14 protein-coding genes are annotated in these 22,266 nt (G+C 49.4%); 12 read left to right on the top strand and 2 right to left on the bottom strand.

Features of this window, described 5'->3' with window-relative positions; genetic code table 11:
- From QFZ48_RS02630 to QFZ48_RS02575, 12 genes are all read left to right on the top strand, one after another.
- On the top strand, positions 1-1,434 hold the full coding sequence (locus tag QFZ48_RS02630; protein WP_429045964.1) for a RagB/SusD family nutrient uptake outer membrane protein: 1,434 nt from the start codon (positions 1-3) through the stop codon (positions 1,432-1,434).
- Between the two features lie 83 nt (positions 1,435-1,517).
- The gene (locus tag QFZ48_RS02625; protein ID WP_429045966.1) at positions 1,518-2,459 is read left to right on the top strand and encodes an ABC transporter ATP-binding protein; all 942 of its coding nucleotides are present in this window, start codon (positions 1,518-1,520) and stop codon (positions 2,457-2,459) included.
- Positions 2,459-4,669, top strand: a complete 2,211-nt coding sequence (locus QFZ48_RS02620) for a Gldg family protein (RefSeq protein WP_429045968.1) — start codon at positions 2,459-2,461, stop codon at positions 4,667-4,669. Before QFZ48_RS02625 ends, QFZ48_RS02620 begins: the two co-directional genes overlap by 1 nt.
- A gap of 213 nt (positions 4,670-4,882) precedes the next feature.
- Positions 4,883-5,488: an RNA polymerase sigma-70 factor gene (locus QFZ48_RS02615; RefSeq protein WP_429045969.1), complete on the top strand. Its 606-nt coding sequence runs from the start codon at positions 4,883-4,885 to the stop codon at positions 5,486-5,488.
- A 127-nt stretch (positions 5,489-5,615) separates the two neighbouring features.
- Positions 5,616-6,578, top strand: coding sequence for a FecR domain-containing protein (locus QFZ48_RS02610; RefSeq protein WP_429045971.1), 963 nt, complete (start codon positions 5,616-5,618; stop codon positions 6,576-6,578).
- Positions 6,579-6,783: 205 nt separating this feature from the next.
- The gene (locus tag QFZ48_RS02605) at positions 6,784-10,386 is read left to right on the top strand and encodes a SusC/RagA family TonB-linked outer membrane protein (RefSeq protein ID WP_429061018.1); all 3,603 of its coding nucleotides are present in this window, start codon (positions 6,784-6,786) and stop codon (positions 10,384-10,386) included.
- Positions 10,387-10,403: 17 nt separating this feature from the next.
- On the top strand, positions 10,404-12,014 hold the full coding sequence (locus QFZ48_RS02600) for a SusD/RagB family nutrient-binding outer membrane lipoprotein (protein ID WP_429061016.1): 1,611 nt from the start codon (positions 10,404-10,406) through the stop codon (positions 12,012-12,014).
- A gap of 32 nt (positions 12,015-12,046) precedes the next feature.
- Positions 12,047-12,667, top strand: coding sequence for a hypothetical protein (locus QFZ48_RS02595; protein WP_429061014.1), 621 nt, complete (start codon positions 12,047-12,049; stop codon positions 12,665-12,667).
- A gap of 36 nt (positions 12,668-12,703) precedes the next feature.
- Positions 12,704-15,451, top strand: coding sequence for a M14 family metallopeptidase (locus QFZ48_RS02590; RefSeq protein WP_429061012.1), 2,748 nt, complete (start codon positions 12,704-12,706; stop codon positions 15,449-15,451).
- A gap of 4 nt (positions 15,452-15,455) precedes the next feature.
- Positions 15,456-16,904, top strand: coding sequence for an amidohydrolase (locus QFZ48_RS02585; RefSeq protein ID WP_429061010.1), 1,449 nt, complete (start codon positions 15,456-15,458; stop codon positions 16,902-16,904).
- A 17-nt stretch (positions 16,905-16,921) separates the two neighbouring features.
- The gene (locus QFZ48_RS02580; RefSeq protein ID WP_429045981.1) at positions 16,922-19,732 is read left to right on the top strand and encodes a M14 family metallopeptidase; all 2,811 of its coding nucleotides are present in this window, start codon (positions 16,922-16,924) and stop codon (positions 19,730-19,732) included.
- A 228-nt stretch (positions 19,733-19,960) separates the two neighbouring features.
- Complete coding sequence (locus QFZ48_RS02575; RefSeq protein ID WP_429045983.1) at positions 19,961-20,764, top strand: DUF4382 domain-containing protein; 804 nt, start codon at positions 19,961-19,963, stop codon at positions 20,762-20,764.
- An 86-nt stretch (positions 20,765-20,850) separates the two neighbouring features.
- On the opposite strand, the gene QFZ48_RS02570 is transcribed toward QFZ48_RS02575, so the two are convergent.
- A complete protein-coding gene (locus QFZ48_RS02570; RefSeq protein WP_429045985.1) occupies positions 20,851-21,033 on the bottom strand; it encodes a hypothetical protein in 183 nt (60 codons plus the stop codon).
- On the bottom strand, positions 21,023-22,168 hold the full coding sequence (locus QFZ48_RS02565) for a PepSY-associated TM helix domain-containing protein (RefSeq protein WP_429061008.1): 1,146 nt from the start codon (positions 22,166-22,168) through the stop codon (positions 21,023-21,025). The genes QFZ48_RS02570 and QFZ48_RS02565 overlap by 11 nt, the downstream gene beginning before the upstream one ends.
- Between the last annotated feature and the right edge of the window lie 98 nt (positions 22,169-22,266).

Genomic DNA, 22,266 nt, shown 5'->3' with positions numbered 1-22,266 from the left:
ATGAAAAAATTACATCTTTATATCATCTACGGCATACTGATCTTATCCGGTTGCACAAAGTTCCTGGATATAAAACCAAAGGATAAATTTATCCCGGTAACAGTAGCCGATTACGAGAATATGCTTAACTCCGGCACCGTAGTGAACTTCGGTGATTACTTCTGGGACCTGCTCTCAGACGATGCTTTCCTGCCGGAAGGAAATCCCGGCAACCTCTTCACGAAGCAACAACTGCCCGGCCGGAAAATTTATACCTTCAACCCCGCGCCGTATGAACAAGGTACCAACGATTTCCTTTGGAGTGAAGGCTATAAAAGGATCTTTTATTACAACAGCATCATCAACAATATCATGGATGCAACGGAAGGTACAGAAGCCAACAAAAAAAGTGTTCGCGCGGAAGCCCTGCTGGGCCGCGCAATGGAACACCTACAGCTGGTAAATGTATACGCACAGCATTATGATGCCGCCACCGCCGCCACGCAGGACGGTATTCCCATTGCACTGATTGCAGACATCAACGCAAAATTCAAAAGGAACACGGTAAAAGAAGTATACGACCAGGTACTCAGCGATGCCAACGCCGCCATCACAGATTTGCCGCTAAATCATAAGCTCACAAAGTTCAGGGCAGGTAAAGCAGGCGGATACGCCTTACTGGCCAGAACCTATCTCTTTATGGGCGATTACGTCAATGCCCGCAAAAATGCGGACCTGGCGTTGTCGCTGCAAAGTGAGCTGGCCAACATGAATGATTATAAGATCACGATCCCCGGGCCGTTTCCAAATGTTCCCGGTGCGCCGCTCGGATGGACCAACATCCCCGACGCACAGCTTAATACAGAAACCATCGTGGCCCGGCACTTCCTGCGACCATTCGGACTGGCCATGGATGTTTGCGCCTCCCCGGAATTAAGTGCACTCTTTACCAACGACGATAAACGCTGGACATTATACTATGCCGATGGCTGGCCTCCCGCGCCACCGTTTAATTACATGTCCAGGTACCAGGTGAAGATCTTCCTCCGCGGAGATTTCTATAGCAACTATCTCAATGTGCCGGAAATGTACCTGACCCGCGCAGAATGCTTTGCCCGTGAAAACAATTTAACAGCTGCCCTCGCAGATATCAATAAATTAAGACTCAACCGGATTACACCCGCTGCCTATAAAGCCTTTACCCCGGCAGACTTCAGTAATGATGGTGAGAAGGTATTACGGTTTGTTTTGGAAGAAAGAAGAAGGGAAATGGCATTCACCGGGATGCGGGTCATCGACCTGAAACGCCTGAACAAAGAAACCCGTTTTCAGAAAATAATAAAGCATACCGCAGAAGGCAAAACGTATGAGTTGCTGCCCGGTAGTAATAATTACCTGCGCCAGCTGTGGCCCAATGCTACTGTATTCAACCCGGACTGGCCGCTGAATCCATAAGTCATTCCTGTCCTCCCTGTTCCATTTGTGACGCCGGTAACCTGCCGGCGTCATTGACCTCCTATTGACTAATTAAATCACACATGCAAGACAACATCGTTAAAATTGAAGGACTATCACACCGTTACAGTAAAGACTGGGCAGTGAAAGATGTCAGTTTCGAAATCAACAAGAAAGGCATTGTAGGGTTGCTTGGCTCCAATGGCGCCGGCAAATCCACTACTATGAACATTCTTTGCGGAGTGTTAAGTCAAACCCGCGGCCAGGTGCTCATTGAAGGCATCGATATGAGGGCCGACCCGGAAGAAGCAAAGAAAAGGATTGGCTTCCTGCCGCAAAATGCACCGCTCTACCTCGAACAAACAGTAGATGAATACCTTACCTTTTGCGCCCACCTCCGCCTGATAGATAAACGCCGTATAAAAGCAGCGGTAGATACCGTGAAGGAAAGATGCGGTGTGGCACATTTCAGCAAAAGGCTCATCGGCAACCTCTCCGGTGGCTACCGCCAGCGGGTAGGCATCGCGCAGGCACTCATTCACACGCCACTGCTGGTAGTGCTGGATGAACCCACCAATGGCCTGGATCCCAACCAGATCCTGGAAGTACGCCAGCTGATCAAAGAAATAGCCACAGATCGCGCCGTAATCTTCTCTTCACATATTCTCTCGGAAATACAGGCTACCTGCCAGGATATTATTATGATAGAAGGCGGCAGAATGGTGTTTAAAGACACCATGGAATCTTTCAACAATTATATAGAACCGGACAGCCTCATCACCACCCTCGAAAACCCTCCGGAAGAAAAGGAACTGAGAGCCATCAAAGGCATTAAAGACGTGGAGTTCCTGACAGAAAAAACGATCCGCGTAAGATTTGAGCCCGCCACCGATATCGCTGAAAATATCGTGGAAATGAGCGTGCAAAAAAAATGGCGCCTCAAAGAAATAACACTGGAGAAAAGCTCCCTGGACGCCATTTTCGCACAGTTATCCAATAAAAAATCTAAACCTGCCATACAGTAATGAAAATAATTATCAGAATAGCCCGCCAGGAGCTGAGCCTCCTGTTCCATTCGCCGGTAGCCTGGCTTATCTTAATTGTATTCCCGGTACAAATAGGAATCGACTTCCTTCACTATATCCAGATGATAGGACGCGCACAACGTATGGGACATCACTTCACCGATGTTACTTCCATGATCTTCACTGGTCAGCAGGAAGGATTTTACCCCGGCGTGAAAAATACCCTGTACTTCTATATTCCACTGTTAACGATGGGCCTCATCAGCCGGGAAACACACAGCGGTTCCATTAAATTATTATTGTCGTCTCCCATTAAAGTAAGGGACATCGTACTGGGAAAGTATGTAGCCATGATGGGATACGGCGCACTATTGCTGGTTATCATTTGCCTCTATGGAATTTCCGGTTCGTTTTTTATTGAGCATATCGACTGGAAACTGCTGGCCTCGGGCGCACTGGGATTGTACCTGCTCATCTGCGCCTATGCCGCTATCGGGCTGTTCATGTCCTCGCTTACTACCTACCAGGTGGTGGCAGCTATCAGCACATTGGCAGTGCTGGCCGGTCTCAACTTTATCGGCGGCCTGTTCCAGGGCAATGATGCAGTGCGGCATATTACCTATTTTATGTCTATTTCAGGTAGAACCGAACAATTTATTTATGGACTGATCAGCACAGAAGACGCCTTTTACTTCTTCCTTGTAATCGGCTTTTTCCTGGCCATTACCGGCATGCGGCTGCAAGACCAGCGGGAGGCAAAGTCACCGTGGATACGTACCGCAAGGTACCTCGGACTGATAGCGCTTTGCTTCCTCACCGGGTATATCAGCTCCCGCCCGTCCTTTACAGGGTATGTGGATATGACGGCTACCAAAACCCATACACTCGGCCTGCAAAGCCGCGAATTGGTAAAGGCGATGGACAAGCCGCTGAAAATTACCACCTATGTGAATATCCTCGACGATAATTACTACCTCGGCGCACCGGAGAAGAAAAGCGCGGATGAAAGAATACTCACACCCTACCGCCGGTTTATGCCCAACCTGCAAATGGAATATGTGTATTACTACGACTTCGCCAACAACAAAAATCTCTATAAAAATTACCCCGGAGAAAGCGATGCCGCCATCGCAAAAAAAGTAGCAGATATCCAGGACCTGGATTACAAGAAAGTAATTCCACCTGCACAGATCCGGAAAATGGTGGATCTCGGGCCTGAAGAAAACCGGCTGGTAAGGCTCCTGCAATATGGTGATAAGAAAACTTTTCTCCGGTATTACAACGATATCATGATATATCCCGGCGAACAGGAATTTACCGCTGCGCTGAAACGTATCGTAACACCTGTTGAAATACCCTTGGTTACGTTTGTTGCCGGCAACGGCGAAAGAAGCATCACAAAAGCAGGTGATGCCGCATTCAGGATGTTTGTAAATGAACTCACCTTCAGGGGGGCGTTGATTAACCAGGGATTTAATGTAGATACCGTAAATCTTACCAGTGAAGAAATTCCTGCCGCCACTTCAGTGCTGGTAATTGCTGATCCGAAAACAGCCCTCCCGCCGGCAGCACAGGCAAAACTGGACCAATATATTGCCAGCGGCAGAAACCTGTTCGTGATCACAGAACCAGGATCACAGGAAATATTGCAACCTTTACTGCAACAACTGGGCGTGCAACCCGGCGCAGCGCCGGTACAGGAGGAAAGCAGGGACTATGCACCCGACTTTATCCTCGCCCGTTTTTCAGACGATGCCGGGAAAATTTCACCAAAGCTCGCCGCATTCAAGGGTGATAGTGCGGTGGTATCCATGCCGGGCGCTGTGAATCTTCAGTATGCACAACAGCACGGTTTCCACACGGTACCGCTGCTGCTGGCAAAAAATAACCAGGCACTGGCCATTGCCGCCGAAAGAGAAGTGGCGGGCAAAACCCAACGCATCATTGTTACCGGCGATGCCGATTTTATGAGCACCGGCGAGCTGGCGCGGCGCAAACCTTCCGTATGGAACCAGTCGCTGATCACAGAATTATTCCGCTGGTTTACCTACGGCGATTTCCCCGTAAATACCGGCGCCATCAGATCAAAAGATGTAATCGACAGCGATGATCAGGGGATCCTGACCATGCGAATACTTTTCTTTGGCGTAATACCCGTATCACTGCTGATTTTTGCTACTACACTACTACTTTACAGGAAGAGAAGATAATATTTAACCAACCACTCATAGGCAGGAAAGGTCGTCCCGTAACAAGGCGGCCTTTTCTTTTTTATTCCAGGCCATTTTATCATGTTACTTAACACGTTACCTATAAAAAATCAATTTATTTAAGTGTTCCAACATAAATTATCATCCTATTATTATGATAATTGGTATTTTTTTCGTTTGTTTATGTTTATAACATCTGAATAAACGAAAATATTGAACATTATAAAAAAATATAATCAATCAGATGAATCTCACATATTAGCCTTACTGAAGGAAGGTGATATGGGTGCATATGAGGCTATCTACAACGAATACTGGCCCCGTTTATACGGATATGTTTACAACAGGCTGAAAAGTAAAGAAATAGCAGAAGAAATTATCCAGGAAGTATTTTTTTCCCTCTGGAAAAAACATGAAGAACTGCAACTCACACACACGCTCTCCGCGTATCTATTTACCGCGGTAAAGTACCAGCTACTCAACTATCTCAAATCAGACCGTATCCGCAAAACCTATATCCACCAGTTTGCGCAATTACCTGAACAGCGATCCGATAATTCCAACGAGGAAAATATCGCGGCTACCGATCTGAAAAATACCATGGAGAAAGAAGTATCACGGCTCCCGGAAAAATGCCAGCAGGTATTCAGGATGAGCCGCCATCAACATCTTTCTGTTACCGACATCGCCAATACACTGAACATCTCTCACAAAACAGTGGAAAACCATCTTACCAAAGCGCTCCGGCAGCTTAGAATGGTGCTGGGGCATCACCTGTGCCTCATCATCCTGGTGCTGAATACAGCCCTGCAACAGTAATATGGCCTACCCGGTCTTTCTATTTTTAAATTTTTTTTTTAAAGACGTAGGTGTTACGCTTTTCAAAGTGTACTTATCTATAGGTGACACTATTAACTGCCTGATTAAATACAAGTGTGAAAAACTGATGAACAACCAGGATCTTAAAAATTTAATCGAGAAATATCTAAATGGCACGCTGGAAGCTGCGGAAGCGCAACAGCTGGAGCAGTGGCTGGATGCAACAGGCGAGGAACACGCATTTGATGCGATGCCCGAAGCAGAAAAGGAAGCAGCCAGAATAGCAGGATACCATCACCTGGTAAAGCGCATCAATCAACACCGGCAACCCGGCATGATAACATCGCTGTTCCGCTACTGGAAAGCGGCTGCCTGCATCGCGGGTATCATTATCGCCGGCGCTATATTCAAAAAGGAAATGTTGAACATAGTAGCGCCGCATCGCCTGGTGTCGCTGCAAAGTACTCCCGGCAAAACTAAAAAACATATCCTGTCCGATGGCTCTATCGTTTGGCTCAAAGGAAATAGTAAATTAATTTACCCGGCAGGTTTTGGCGCCGGTAACCGCGAAGTAACATTGCAGGGCGAAGCCCTCTTTGAAATTGCGAAAGACCCGCGGCATCCGTTCCTGGTGAAGTGCGGCACACTCACCACCACGGTGCTGGGTACCAGTTTCAATATCCGGGAAACAGGCAAAGAAACACAGGTGACCCTGCTGACGGGAAAAATTGCACTCAGCGCGCCGCAATCGGCTCCTGTCGTATTGTACCCGGAACAACAGGCAATATATGCCACAACAGGAACGGCTATACGGAAAGAGGAAGAAGGAACGCCGCCCATCAGCGATATCACAAAAGGCACAGAATATAACATGGCATTCAACGATGCCACCATGCAACAGGTTTTACAACGGATAGAAAATAAATTTGAGATAAACATACAACTGCAGGACGCAGTAATCAACACAAATCTAATCACGGCAGATTTTACTGACCAGTCTTTACAACACACAATGGAGATGATCAGCCAGGCACTCAACCTGGACTTCGGGATCAACGGCAAAACTATTTTACTCAAACAAAAAAAGTGAAAAATGAACCTGTTATCAACCACAATCAAACCGAGTCAAACACAAAAATCTAACATCATGGCTAACATCATTTCCAACTAAAAAAGCCGGAGGGGTGACAGCCCCGCCAGCTTATGATAAATAGCCCTGTTTATCACCACGTGACAGCGCGGTAAGGGAATTCCTTTGTCAAATTCTTTCCGAAATCTAACAAAGTACAAGGTCTATGCTCATAAATTTAAAGACAAATGCCTTCCTGTCCAAATGCAAGAAAGTAACGGCGGCCAACCTGATGGCAGGCGTATTACTCTATGGTATTACGCATCCCGCTGCGGCATACGCCCAGGGAGTTCTCGACAGGAAAATATCGCTGCAGGCAGATGATATGAGCCTGAAAGGTGTGCTGAACCAGATCCACAGCAAAGCAGAAGTGAAATTTGTATATAGCTCCAGCCACATCGCGCTCGACAGGAAAGTATCCGCAAGGGCCGACCAGGAAGCACTCGGTAAGGTGCTCGACCGGCTCCTCGGCCGCCTCGAAATAGGTTTTGTAGTGAACGATGACTATATCATTCTTACAGATAATGACGCCGCCGCTAAACGTACCGCCAGCCCGGATATGATGACCTCCATCGCACTGGCGGATATTGTAGTGAAAGGAAAAATACTGAATGAAACAGGCGATCCCTTCCCCGGCGCTACCGTCATGGAAAAAGGTACCGGCAATGGCGTCACGTCGGCAGGCGACGGCACCTTCACCCTGAAAGTCAAAGAAGGCGCCACCCTCGTAGTTACCGCCATCGGCTACAGCATCACCGAAGTAAAAGCCGCTGATGCCGGTATCGTACGACTGAAAGCCGCCGTAAAACAATTGCAGGACTTCGTGGTTACAGCCGCCGGAATTGCCCGCCAGAAAAACAGTCTAGGCTACTCCGTAAGCACCATTACCTCGGATAAACTGGCACAGAAATCAGAACCGGACCCCGTAAGAGCCCTTACCGGGAAAGTAGCCGGTGTGAATGTACAATCTGCCGGCGGCGTAGCCGGAGGTGGTACCAATATCACCATCCGCGGTAACTCCTCACTCAATGGCAACAACCAGCCGCTGTTTGTGGTAGACGGCGTTCCCTTCGATAACTCCAGCTTCGCCAACGTGGGCGCGACCACCGTAGGCGGCGCAGGCGTTACCAACCGCGCATTCGACCTCGATCCGAATAATATCCAGACCATGACGGTGCTGAAAGGCGCTGCCGCCGCCGCATTGTATGGATCAAGAGCCGCTAACGGCGCTATCATCATCACCACGAAAGCAGGTAAAAAGAAAAGCAGGAAAGGCACAGAAATTACTTACAACACCGGCTATTCCGTGGAACAGGTGTCCGGCCTGCCCGATTATCAAACCAAATACGGACAAGGTACCAACAACGACTACCGGCAAGGGGTATACGCTTCCTGGGGCCAGCCCTTTGAAGGAGTGGAAAGCATCCTGCCCACACGCGCTACCGTTCCGCATCAGCTCACGCGGCAGTTCTCTTCCGCCGTGTTCCCGCAGTTCTACGAAGCAGATGGCGTAACGCCCATCCAGGTGCCCTACAAATCGTATGCGAAGGACAATGCGAAAAATTTCTTCCGCCAGGGTAGCGTATACGAAAATGCCATCACCATCTCTTCCGGTAGCGAAAAAGGAAACTTCAACGCAGGCTTCTCCAACACAAAAAATAAAGGCGTAGTACCCGGCAATGAAATAACCCGTTCCTCTGTCAACATCGGCGGAAATATCCGGCTGGAAAATAAATTCTATGCCAGCGGCGCTATCAACTACGTCACCACCAGGCAAAAAACACCACCGGTAGGCGGCCTCACAGGCTCTATCATGTCTACCCTCATGTACGTACCAACCAGCTACGATCTCACTAACTACCCTTACGAGAACCCGCTGGATGGTAGTAACGTATACGACTATACGGGAATTGATAATCCCTACTGGTCAGTGAAACACAGTCCTTCTACCAGCGACGTGGACAGGTACTACGGTAACCTCGTACTGGGCTTCGATCCGCTGCCCTGGCTGAATGTGCAGAATACCATCGGCTTTAACGCATACACCGACAGGCGAATGAGCGTACGCGGTAAAGGCAGCTCTTCCTATCCCAACGGAAGCATCACATCAGATAATATTTACCGCCAGGAACTGGATAACACCCTGCTGGTAACCGCCACCAAACCTCTTACATCAGATATATCGCTGCGGGCAATCGTTGGTAACAATGTAAACCAGCGGCTTACAGACAGGAAAGCATTTTACGGGGATAATATCATCGTGGCCGACCTGATAGACATGAACAACACCAGCTCGGTAACACCGATACAGCTGATCAATAACAGGAACATCCTGAAACAACGCTACTACGCCTTCTTTACAGACATCACCTTTGATTATAAAAACTTTGCCTCTCTTAACTTTGTAGGACGCAACGATATTTCCTCTACACTGCCCGCCAATAACAAAAGCTATTTCTACGGCGGTGTAAACGGATCACTGGTATTCACAGAAGCGCTGCATCTGCCCAAAGGAGTACTTAACTTTGGTAAAATAAGAGCAGGTTATACCAAAGTAGGTAACGAAGCCTCTCCTTATCAAACACAAAACTTTTACCAGATCAACCCGATCCTCGGCGCCAGCACTACGCCGGCAAACGTAGGACTGCCCTTTACGCCGGCAGGTGGCAGCGTATATAACGTCGTTACACAGGCGAACCTGCTCACCAACGCTAACCTGAAACCGGAATTTATCACGGAACTGGAACTGGGAACAGAACTGCAGTTCTTTCATAATCGTATAGGCATTGACTTTACCTGGTATAATAAGAAAAGTACTTCGCAGATCTTCGAGGTTACTGCTGCACCCTCTTCCGGCTATACTACCCAGATCCTTAACCTGGGTGAAGCCACCAACAAAGGCGTGGAGTTGGGTTTAACGGTAGTGCCCTTGCAATCCAATAATGGCCTCAACTGGGATATCTCGGCCAACTTCACCCGCAACAGGAACATCATCCGCGACCTGGGAGGATATGAACGCTTCAGCTATGGCGGCACCAACGGTACCAGCAGTGTGCATGTAGTAGGACAACCATACGGCCTTATCCAGGGAACAGCCTATGCACGCGACGAGGAAGGCAATGTGCTCATAGATCCCAACACAGGTAAACCACTGATCTCCGGCGCACTCAAAGCAATCGGTAATCCCAATCCCGATTTCATGGTAGGCATTACCAATACTTTCCGCTTCCGCAGCTTCTCATTGAATATCCTGTTCGATTGGAAACAAGGCGGACAACTGTACTCCCGCACCGTAGCGGAGATGCTGTCGCGCGGCGTTACCCGTGATATGGAAAACCGCGAGTTTACCATTGTATCGCCGGGTGTGCTGGGCGATATCAATACACAAACGCCGCTGCTGGACGACAAAGGCAATAAGATCCCGAATAACGTGGCGCTGTCTTTTGAAGATCATTTCTTCAGCAGCAGTATGGGCCCCGGCAACGGCGGTATTAATGAAGGATCAGTATTCGATGCTACCGTATTTCGCCTGCGGGAAGTGGCACTGGGATATGAACTTCCCAAAAGCTTTTTAGGTAAAACACCTTTCGGGTCTGCCTTCATTTCTGTTACCGGCAGAAACCTCTGGTACAGCGCTCCCAACTTCCCGAAGTATACCAACTTCGACCCGGAAGTCAGTTCGCTCGGCGTTGGTAACTCGCAGGGATACGATAACCTGGCAGTACCCACCACCCGTCGCTTTGGTGTAAACCTGAAATGTTCTTTCTGATCATAAAACCTGATATGATGATGGCACTTAAATATATTGCATATACAATAGCACTGGCAGGTGTTTTCACAGTTACCGGTTGTAAAAAATTTGTAGATATCAATACAGATCCAAACAATCCCACCACTGCCCAGTTATCGTTATTGCTGCCGGCGACAGAAGTATCAATGGCAGCCAATATGTACCAGCTGAACAGCGGCACCGCCACTTTTATGCAGTACACCGTTTTCTCCTCCGGCCTGAGCAGGCTGCAGCAACAGGGCACCAGCTTCAACGACTCATGGGACGGGTTTTACACACAAACGCTGAACGACCTGGAGGCTATTATAAAAACGGGCACGGCACAGGAACAATGGGGCTACGTGGCCATCGCCAAACTGGAGAAGGCATACCTCGTAAGCCTGATGGTGGATATGTGGGGAGATATTCCTTATTCACAATCACAAAAAGGCCAGGAAACGGTGAGCCCGCCGTTTGAAAAAGGTGCGGATATTTATGAAGATCTTTTGAAGATAATCGACGAAGCAGCTGTTGATGCCGGGAAAATTTCTGCCACCACACTGGTTCCCGCTACATCCGATCTCCTGTACAGCGGGCTTAAAAGCTCCTGGCTCATGATGGCCAACTCGCTCAAGCTAAAGCTGTATAACCAGATCCGCCTGGTGAATCCTGCACGATCCGCTACCGCTATACAGGCGCTGATCGCCGATCCGGCCACGCTGATTGGTGGCGCCACCAATACCAACGCATCGGACTTTACCTTCCGCTTCGGGCCCGGGCAAAATCCCAACAACAGGCATCCCTGGCACCGGTCGGAATACCAGGGCAGCAAAACGTTTTATATGAGCCAGTCGCTGATCGACCTGCTCTTTAACAACGACGATCCCCGGTTGCGCTACTACATCATTCGCCAGAACGCCACGGCAGGATTAAATAATTCGGCCAACAGCAACGGCTACTATGGCCGCAACCCCGGCGATGGTACCGCCGCACCGGCCGATCTGAACCGGCGCTCTACCTTCGGTATCTATCCCGCCGGCGGTTTGTACGACAATGCACCGGTAAATAATATGCCCGTCACCAATCAATTCCTTACAAATACCAATGCCACCGGCGCCCTCAAAGTAGTGGGCCCTACAGATGGTACCGGCGCAGGCATCATGCCTATGATCACCAACGCCATGGTGAAGTTCATCCGTGCAGAAGCAGCCCTTACGCTCAACACCGGCGACGATGCCCGGCAGGCGTTTAAAGACGGTATCACCGCACATCTCAACAGCGTGAGCACCTATGCCGCCGCGAATGGCGGCGTTGCATTAACCACCACCACCATCGCCGACTTTGCCGCAGGCCTGCTGGTGAAATATGACGCCGCCAGCAATGCCGGTAAACTGGAACTGGTGATGACACAGAAATACATCGCGGAATACGGCAATGGCATGGAAGCGTATAACGACTATCGCCGTACCGGTTTGCCAACGCTGCGCACACCGCTGTCGCCGCTCAACACCTTCCCGTTGCGCCTGTATTATTCAGAAACAGAGCTTACCGCCAATACCAGTTTAGGGGATGACGCCGGCCGCTTGCAGGTAGCGCAACAAACAACACCGGTTTTCTGGGATAAATAAGTAAAAAATTTTACGGGACTAAAATTATAATTATGAAACATTTTATAGTTGCTATAGTGCTTATTTCATCGGTTGCATTTTCCTGTAAAAAGGTGAAGTACGAATGGGAGGGATATACCTATACCGCCGTGCCGGTAGTTACGATAGATACTACCAAAACAGCCCTGCCAACGCGGCAGGCAGGCAAAGTAGCTTTCTTTAACCTGAAAGATCCGGACGTGGCCAGTCAGCAGTTTGCCTTTGCTCTCAACTGGGAAGGATTCGGGAAAGAAACCGTTACTTCTATTGAAGTGTATACCAGCTATAATAAAGCCGAAACCAGCGTACCTGCTTATCCGTTAGTGATCTCTTCTCCCGGTAACCAATATACGAACATCGCACAGTTTCCGCTGCCCAGCATAGTAGGCACCAACGATCATTTATATGAAACCGTGACCACCTTCCCGAAAACGTATTCCTTTACAGCAGCGCAATTGGCAACACTGAATCATGTAAGTCTTTCAAATGTGGGCGTAAACGATTACTTTTTGTTCAAATTTATCCTCAACCTGGCCGATGGCCGCAGGATCGTCACCTTCTTCAACAATATCTGCGATGAAGCAAGAGGCGAACCCGGCGACTGCCGCGTAGGTGTGAGGTTTAAAAAACAATAGAGAACCCGTTTTGATCAACTGAAACTGATAACCCGTATGAATAGGAAATTTTACGGCCTGCTACTTCTGTTGCTGACTGTCGCAGCCGGCGCATGGGCACAACAGGTGCCATCTCCCAAAGAACACTTTGGTTTTAATATAGGAGATGATTATAAACTGGCCAACTATACACAAACGGCCGCCTACTTTAAAAAGCTGTCGGCTTCTCCCCGTACAAAACTGGTGGATATCGGGCTTACAGAAGAAGGTCGCCATCAGTATATGCTCATCGTTTCTTCCCCGGAAAATATAAAGCGGCTGGAACGGTATAAAGCCATCTCACAGCAACTGGCACACGCGGAAGGTCTTACCGACCAGCAAGCCCGCGAACTGGCCGCAGAAGGGAAGTCCATCATCTGGATCGACGGCGGATTGCATGCCACCGAAGTAGTAGGCACCCACCAGCTTATAGAAACCATGTGGCAGCTGGTAAGCCGTACAGATCCGGAAACCATGAATATCCTGGACAACGATATCATCCTCTTAACACATGCCAACCCCGACGGACAGGAACTGGTGTCCGACTGGTACATGCGCGAACCCGATACCAGCAAAAGAGCTACTAACATACCACGGCTATACGAAAAGTATGTAGGACACGATAATAACCGCGACTTCTACATGATGAACATGAAAGAGAGCCAGAACATCAGCCGCCAGCTGTTTGTGGAGTGGCTCCCGCAAATCATGTATAATCATCACCAGCGCGGCCCCGCGGGCTCCGTGCTGGCCGGTCCGCCATACCGCGATCCCTTCAACCATGTGTTCGATCCGCTGATCGTAACCAGTATAGACGCCGTAGGCGCCGCTATGAACAACCGGCTCAACGTGGAAGGAAAACCCGGCTATACCCAGCGCGCCGGCTCACAGTTCTCCACCTGGTGGAACGGCGGCTTGCGCACTACGCCCTACTTTCATAATATGGTAGGAATCCTGACGGAAATAATAGGCAGTCCCACACCGGAAAATGTACCCCTGGTACCCGAACGGCTCATCCCGAACGGCGCTACACCCAACCCGGTAACGCCACAGCGGTGGCACTTCCGGCAGTCGATTGATTACTCCGTATCGCTCAACTATGCCGTACTCGACTACGCCTCCCGCTATCGCAGCGAACTGTTGTTCAATATCTACCGCATGGGCGCCAACGCTATTGCGAGAGGAAACCGTGACAACTGGACGTTCTACCCGAGCTATATCGACAGCATAAAAATTGCCAATAAGAACAATAAAAAATCCGAACCCGGTACAGAAGGAGAAGGTGGTGGCGAATTCTCCTTCGGCCGGGAGGATACTGTGGCGGTGAAATACTACGATGCTGTGCTGAAAGACCCCGGACGCAGGGATGCCCGCGGCTACATCATCCCGGCAGGCCAGCCCGATTTCCCCACCGCCGTGAAGTTTATCAACGCCCTCATTCAATCAGGCATAGCGGTGCAGAAAGCCACGGCTGCTTTTACAGTGGGAGGAAAACAATATCCTGCCGGCTCATACATTGTAAAAACCAACCAGGCTTTTCGCCCGCATGTAATAGACATGTTCGAACCACAGGACCATCCGAACGATTTTCAATATGAAGGTGGTCCGCCTATCCGGCCCTACGATGCCGCCGGATGGACGCTGGCCTTCCAGATGGGTGTACAGTTTGATCGTATTCCCGAAGCCTTCAGTGGTCCGTTTGAAAAACTGCCATACGGCAGCCTGCAATCCCCGCCAAAGCAGGAAGTTGCCATGGGCAAAGGTTACCTCATTGATGCCCGCATCAACAATGCTTTCATCGTAGTGAACGATCTGCTGAAAGCAGGCGTGAAAGTATTTCGTGTGCCCGTTGGCGTTAAAGAGGCAGGTAGCTTCTACATCCCTTCCTCTGCTAAAGCGCATGAACTGCTCGCAAGAGATGCGGCCTCATTTGGTATACCCGTTACCGTTAGTGACAGCAAACCTGCCGGCTTGAAAGCAGTAGCGCCCATGCGCATCGGCATCTGGAACAACTACGGCGGATCTATTCCCGCCGGCTGGATCAGCTGGCTGATGGAACAGTATCACTTCTCTTATGAATTCGTTTATACCTCCGCTATTGACAGTGGAAAGCTCCGCAGCAAATACGACATGATCATTTTTGCTACCGGCGCCATACCCGATACCGGCAAACCTAAAAAGACACGCAACGGATTTGAAACCAAACCACCTAAACCAGCTGAACTGCCAACGCAATACCGCGGCTGGCTGGGGAAAATTACCGCGGATACCTCCATTCCCCGGCTGAAGAAATTCCTGGAAGACGGCGGCCGTATTGTTACCATTGGCAGCAGTACCAACCTGGCCTATCACCTGCAACTGCCGGTACAGAATGCACTGGTGGAAAAGAACAGCAAAAATGAATGGAAACCACTCAGCGGTACCAAATACTATATTCCGGGCAGTCTCCTGCTGGCGGATATAGATACTACCGTTGCGGAAACTTTCGGCATGGCGGCAAGAAATGATGTGTATTTTGAGCGCAGCCCCGTTTTTAAACTGAGTGCCACCGGTGATACCGCCAGCATTAAAAAACTGATGTGGTTTTCAGACGATAAACCATTACACAGCGGATGGGCCTGGGGCCAGCAGTACCTCAAAAATGGCATTGCAGCATTTGTGGCGCCGGTAGGCAAAGGCAAACTGTATGCCTTTGGTCCGGAAATCACGTTCCGGGGTCAATCTCACAGTACCTTCAAATTACTGTTTAACCAATTGTATAAATAATTTTATGAGGCAGCAAATCATTTTGAGCAGCATAATGTGCGGTTTCGCATTTTCCGCGGCAGCGCAACAACAGAAAGATAAAGCAGCCATGATCACGTATCTTGATCAGCATACCGCCAGTTACGATTCCATTGCAAAAAAGATCTGGAGCTATGCGGAACCGGGTTACCTGGAAGAAAAAAGTGCGGCACTGCTGCAAACAGCTTTACAGCAACAGGGCTTCACCGTAAAAGCGGGTATCGCCGGTATTCCTACTGCTTTTGAAGCCAGCTATGGCAGCGGCGAACCAATAATCGCCATACTGGCAGAATACGACGCGTTACCCGGCTTGTCACAGGAAGCAGTTCCTGAAAAACACCCGGTGAAAGACGGCGGTCCCGGACATGGCTGCGGTCATAATCTTTTTGGAACCGCCTCCGTGGCGGCGGCCATCAGTGTGAAAAACTGGCTGCAATCCAGCGGTGCAAAAGGAACGATCCGGTTATATGGTTGCCCTGCGGAAGAAGGCGGCTCCGGGAAAGTATACATGGTAAGGGAAGGATTATTTAAAGATGTAAATGCAGTGCTGCACTGGCATCCGGGTAACCAGAATTCTGCGGCAGTGTCGCCCTGGCTGGCCAATAAGAACGCAAAGTTCAGGTTTTATGGCACGGCGGCTCATGCGGCGGCCTCTCCTGAAAAAGGCCGTTCCGCCCTCGATGGCGTGGAAGCAATGGATTATATGGTGAACATGATGCGGGAGCATATTCCTTCTACCACCCGCATTCACTATGTGATCACCAAAGGTGGCGACGCTCCCAACGTAGTACCTGCATTTGCAGAAGTATATTACTATGTAAGGCACCCGGAAATGAAAGTGGTGAAAAGCGTGTGGGAACGGCTGGTAAAGTGCGCGGAAGGCGCTGCGCTGGGAACCGGTACCCGCATGGATTACGAGGTAATAGGAGGGGTGTATAACATGTTGCCCAATATTACCCTGTCGCAAATAATGGATAAAAATCTCCACCAGGTGGGCGGTTTCAGCTACACCCCAGAAGAAAAGGAGTTTGCAAAAAAGATCCAGGCCAGCTTCGTGGAAAAAGATAATACCCCCGATCCTGATACGGTCACTTCCCGCGTGAGTCCTTTTGCAATGATCCGCGAAGGCGGCAGCGCCTCTTCCGATGTGGCGGATGTAAGCTGGGTGGCTCCTACAGCCGGCATTGTAACGGCCACCTTTGTGCCCGGATCTTCCGGTCACAGCTGGCAGAACGTAGCCGCTGCCGGCAGCAGCATCGGCATAAAAGGCATGATGGTGGCCGCCAAAACCATGGCGCTCACCGCATACGATTTATTCAAAAGCCCGGAAACCCTGAAAGTGGCAAAAGAAGAACTGGATAAGAGACAGGGAACCGGGTTCAAATATGAAGCAATGCTGGGCGACAGAAAACCCGCACTGGATTATCGTAAATAACTCAATCAGTAAATGTTATGAGAAATAAACTGCTTGTCACGCTTACCGCTGTTGGATTGTATTGCACAACGGCGATGGCGCAAAATATTCCTTCCCCGAAAGATCATTTTGGTTTTAACATCGGGGACGATTATCAGCTGGCTAACTACACGCAAACAGCCGCGTATTTTAAGAAACTGGCTGCCACGTCGAACCGCGTACAGCTGGTGGACATCGGTAAAACAGAAGAAGGCCGCGATCAGTACATGCTGATCATCTCTTCTCCCGCAAACCTTAAACTGCTGGAAAAATATAAAAAGATATCACAACAGCTGGCACGCGCAGAAGGCATCTCCACTGAACAGGCACGGGAACTGGCCGCAGAAGGAAAAGCAGTGGTATGGATAGATGGCGGCTTGCACGCCACGGAAGTAGTAGGCACTCACCAGCTCATTGAAACCGCCTGGGAACTGAGTAGCCGGAAAGACCCGGAAACCATGCGCATTCTCGACAATGTGATCATTCTCATGACACACGCCAACCCCGACGGCCAGGAGCTGGTGTCCAACTGGTACATGCGGAATCCAGATACACTGAAACGTACGGTTGATCAACTGCCCGTACTATACCAGAAGTACATCGGGCACGATAATAACCGCGATTTCTACATCATGAATATGAAGGAAAGCGTGAACATGGGGCGCCAGCTGTTCCTGGAATGGATGCCGCAAATTATGTACAATCACCACCAGCGCGGGCCGGAAGGATCCGTACTCGCAGGCCCTCCTTACCGCGACCCTTTCAATTATTTCTTTGACCCGCTGATGATCACTGGCATCGATGCACTCGGCGCAGCGATGTATAACCGCCTCAATGCAGAAGATAAACCCGGCTACACCCGCCTCAATGGCTCCAGCTTCTCTACCTGGTACAATGGCGGCTTACGCACAACCACGCAGTATCATAACATGATCGGGCTGCTTACGGAAATTATCGGCAACCCTACACCGGAAAAAATTCCGGTAGTGCCGCAACGACTGATCCCTAACGGCGCTACCCCGAACCCGGTAACACCGCAAAACGACTGGCGCTTCAAACGCTCGATTGATTACTCGGTATCGCTCAACTACGCGGTGCTCGATTACGCAGCAAGACAACGTGATGAAGTGCTTTTCAATATTTACAAAATGGGGAAGAATGCTATCGATAAAGGCAACCAGGATTCGTGGACATTATCACCCAAACGCTCCGAAGCCATTACCGCTGCTTTTAAAAAGGATAACGTGGACTCCACCGACAAAAACGATGGCAGCGATCCGTATGGATGGATGCGCAGGGGAAGCAATATCCCGATGAAGTATTATGATGCGGTGTTTAAAGATCCTGCCGGAAGGGATCCCCGCGGATACATCCTCCCCGCCGACCAGGCCGATTTCCCCACCGCCGTGAAATTTATCAATGCCCTCATTAAAGCCGGCATACAGGTACAGAAGGCAGATGCACCGTTCACAGTAGCCGGTAAACAATACCCAGCCGGCTCCTACATCGTAAAAACAAACCAGGCCTTCCGCCCGCATGTATTGGATATGTTTGAACCACAGGATCATCCAAACGATTTTCAGTATCCTGGTGGTCCTCCCATCCGGCCTTATGATGCTGCCGGATGGACACTGGCGTTTCAAATGGGCGTGCAGTTCGACAGGATCCTGGATAGCTTCGACGGACCCTTTATAAAATTGCCCTATGGCGCTTTACAATCACCTCCCAAAGCAGCGCTGGCTACTGCCGGCGGCTACCTCCTGAGTGCGCGGGAAAACAACGCCTTCATCGCGGTAAATGACCTTATGAAAGCAGGCGTGAAAGTATACCGTCTTACCAAAGGAGTAGCCGGCAACGATAAAGCCGTTGCGGGTAGCTTTTATGTGCCTGCAGATGGCAAAGCAAAAGAGATCCTGCAACAATCCGCCAATACCCTCGGACTTAAAACCACCGGTATCAGCAAACGCCCGGCCGGAACAGTGAGTATGGCGCCCATGCGCATTGCATTATGGGACACCTACGGCGGCTCTATGCCCTCCGGCTGGATGCGGTGGATCATGGAGCAGTATCATTTCCCTTTCGAGGTAATATACCCGCAGGATATCGATACCGGTAATCTCCGCAGTAAATACGATGCCATCATCTTCGCTACCCGTGCTATTCCACCGGTATCAGGAGCAGAGCCCAACAGGTATGGCTATGCCCCCAAAGATCCTTCGCCCGCAGATATCCCGGAACAATACCGGCATTTGTTAGGGAAGATCACGAAAGAGAAATCTATTCCGCAGATAAAAACATTCCTGGAAGAAGGCGGCACCGTGATCACGATCGGCAGCAGCACCAACCTGGCCTATCATCTCGGCCTGCCGGTGCACAATGCCTTGGTCGAAACAGATAAAGCCGGCAAGGAAAAACCATTACCCGGTACAAAGTATTTTGTACCCGGAAGCATCCTGCAGGTGTCTTTCGATAGCACACACCCCGCCGCATGGGGCCTTCCCGCTGTTGGAGATGTGAACTTCGATAACAGTCCCGTGTTCCGCCTGGACCCAGATGCAGCTGATAAAGGAATTAAGCCCATTGCCTGGTTTTCCACAGATAAACCGCTGCATAGCGGCTGGGCATGGGGACAAACATACCTGAAAGATGGCGTGGCCGCATTTTCTGCCCCCGTGGGCGCCGGCATGCTCTATGCCTTTGGCCCTGAAATTACTTTCCGCGCCCAGTCGTTAGGCACCTTCAAATTGTTGTTCAATGACCTCTATGGAATGGACACCAAAGAAGCAAAGCTGGTGAGAAAGAAGGGATAAGAGATACTGTTTATGCATATGTCAACAGAACGGCCAGGCAATTTGCCTGGCCGTTCTGTTGACAGGAAAACGCTCATCCACCGGTGTGTCCGTTTTCCGGTACAGTTTTTGTTTTCCGGGGAGTATACTTACAACTCAAACACGAAATCTGTCACTATCTGTTGTCAACTTTATCAACTCAAATTCAAATTTTAACCGAAAACTGTTATTCAATTCAATTCTTGAATCATGAAAAACCAATTCTTCGCCACGTTAATGGTGGTTTCCGCATCCATGCTATTCTTTAGTGCGTGCAGCAAAGACGAGTCTTCCTCCAACAGTGGAAAGTCGAAGCTCACAGTGTACCTGACAGATGATCCGGCTATTTACGATGAAGTGAACATCGATATCCAGGACATCCAGGTAAATGCATCAGCTGATGCAGCAGAAACAGGTGCAGGTTGGGTATCTGTTCCCCTGGCACGTCCCGGCGTGTATAACCTGCTTGATTTCAGAAATGGATTAGACACCTTACTGGCGTCAAAAGAATTACCCGCCGGTAAAATTTCACAGATCCGGTTGGTATTGGGCACCAACAACAGCGTAGTATTGAATGGGGTATCCCACCCGCTGGAAACGCCTTCTGCTCAGCAATCAGGTTTAAAACTGAATGTGCATGCCGACCTGGTAGCCGACATCGAATACCGCCTCTGGATCGATTTTGATGCCGGTCGCTCTATCGTTACCACCGGAAGCAATAAGTACATCCTGAAACCAGTGATCCGTACTTATACAGCAGCAACCAGCGGTACTATTAAAGGAATTGCGTTACCATTACTGCAGGTGAAAGGCGTATATGCTATTCAGAACACTGATACCGTGGCTTCCGCATTACCGGACGCATTAACCGGCGCCTATGTAATTTCAGGCTTAAGCGCAGGTACCTATAATGTGGCTATTGCCGGTAATGGTATCTTAAAAGATACTACTGTTGCTGCCGTAGCAGTAAAAACAGGGGAAGTATCTACCGTAAGCACGATCACATTGAAGTAATCATCAAAATAGCATTGAAAAAATCGGCCAACCAGATTGACTGGTTGGCCGATTTTTTTTATCGTAATAACGAAGATATCAGGTGCTTAACCCTGCTTCCCCGTAAAATAATAGTTGCGCACAATGATGATAACAGGTATGGCCAGCGCTATCCAGGAGAATACATCCCAGTAACCGTCGCCCATCAGCGCTGTAATTAATCCAGCTATCGACAGCAATGCCATCAGCAGCGGTTTTCCCCATAATCTGAAAAAAGCACTATTCTTCATCCTGGTATACAGTTTTTTCGGTTAGCCTGCTCCATTGCAGGTTGGCAGCCTTTCTGCGTGCAAACCACAGGTAAAGGCCGGTAATTAATACAATGATGGTAGCCAGGTCAAATAATGCCCAGATGACTTTTAGAGGCATCCCGCCATAATCGCCGAAATGCAGGGGCTCCGATAAAAACAGGGTGTTTACAAACCAGGGCATGCGCCGGGCATCGGTAAGCGCGCCGGTTTTGGCATCTATCAGTGCAGGCATCAGTAACCTTGAGGTGAGGGCGGTATTGCCCCGCATAAATACAGCGTAGTGATGTTTGCTGGAAAACAAGGTACCGGGATAGGTGACGATGCGCGGTTCCATATGCGGCGCTGCTTTTCGCGCTACCTCCATTGCACCGTCCAGTGAACTCAGCTTGCCGGTAAGCGGTTGCTGTTGGGCGTAGGGCGCCACCATCTCTTTTAACTGCCCCTGTTGCCACAGGCCAAGGATTACATCCGACAACGTGTTGATCACACCGGTAAGCCCTACCACGCTGGCCCAGGTGAGCGTAACAATTCCAATCAGGTTATGGGTATCCAGCCATTTCAGGCGGTTCGATTTATATTTCCGGACCATCCCGAAATCGTACTTTTTCATGATACGCCCATAAAGTACTATGCCGGAAACAATGGCAATAATGAATAAGATGCCCATCAGGCCCAAAAATAATTTCCCGCCAATACCAAGAAACATATTGATGTGGATCTTTAATATAACGTCCATTAATCCATCAGTAGTTGGCTTGCCCAGCACGGCGCCGGTATACATGTTGAGCGCTACATACCTGCTTCCTTCAGGAGGAGCATCGGGTTTGGCCGCGAGGTCAAATAAGATCTTGTTTTCATCTTTCTCGTCCCAGAAAATATACCGTATTTTTTCTGCCGGGTATTGCTGGCCGGCAAGTACGGCGAGAGAGTCCAGGCTTAGTTTACGCGTGCCCTCCGGTATTTCAGCTGCTACCTGTTTCTCCAGCAGTCCATCCAGCTCCTCATGAAAGATCAGCGGGAGACCAGTTAAACACAGCATCAGTAAAAAAACAGTGCAAACGAGGCTGGTCCATTTATGCCACAGAAACCAACGCTTTGCGGTTCTTATATTCATTATTTAACAGGTATAATTCAACCCCAAAGATTGATCGCTTCCCTTAATTTTCGTTTACGGAATCCGGAATTACTTTTTACAAATCCGGAATTTTATCG

Source organism: Chitinophaga sp. W2I13, assembly GCF_050434005.1.
Classification (GTDB): domain Bacteria; phylum Bacteroidota; class Bacteroidia; order Chitinophagales; family Chitinophagaceae; genus Chitinophaga.
This window is presented reverse-complemented; position numbering and strand designations above follow the sequence as displayed.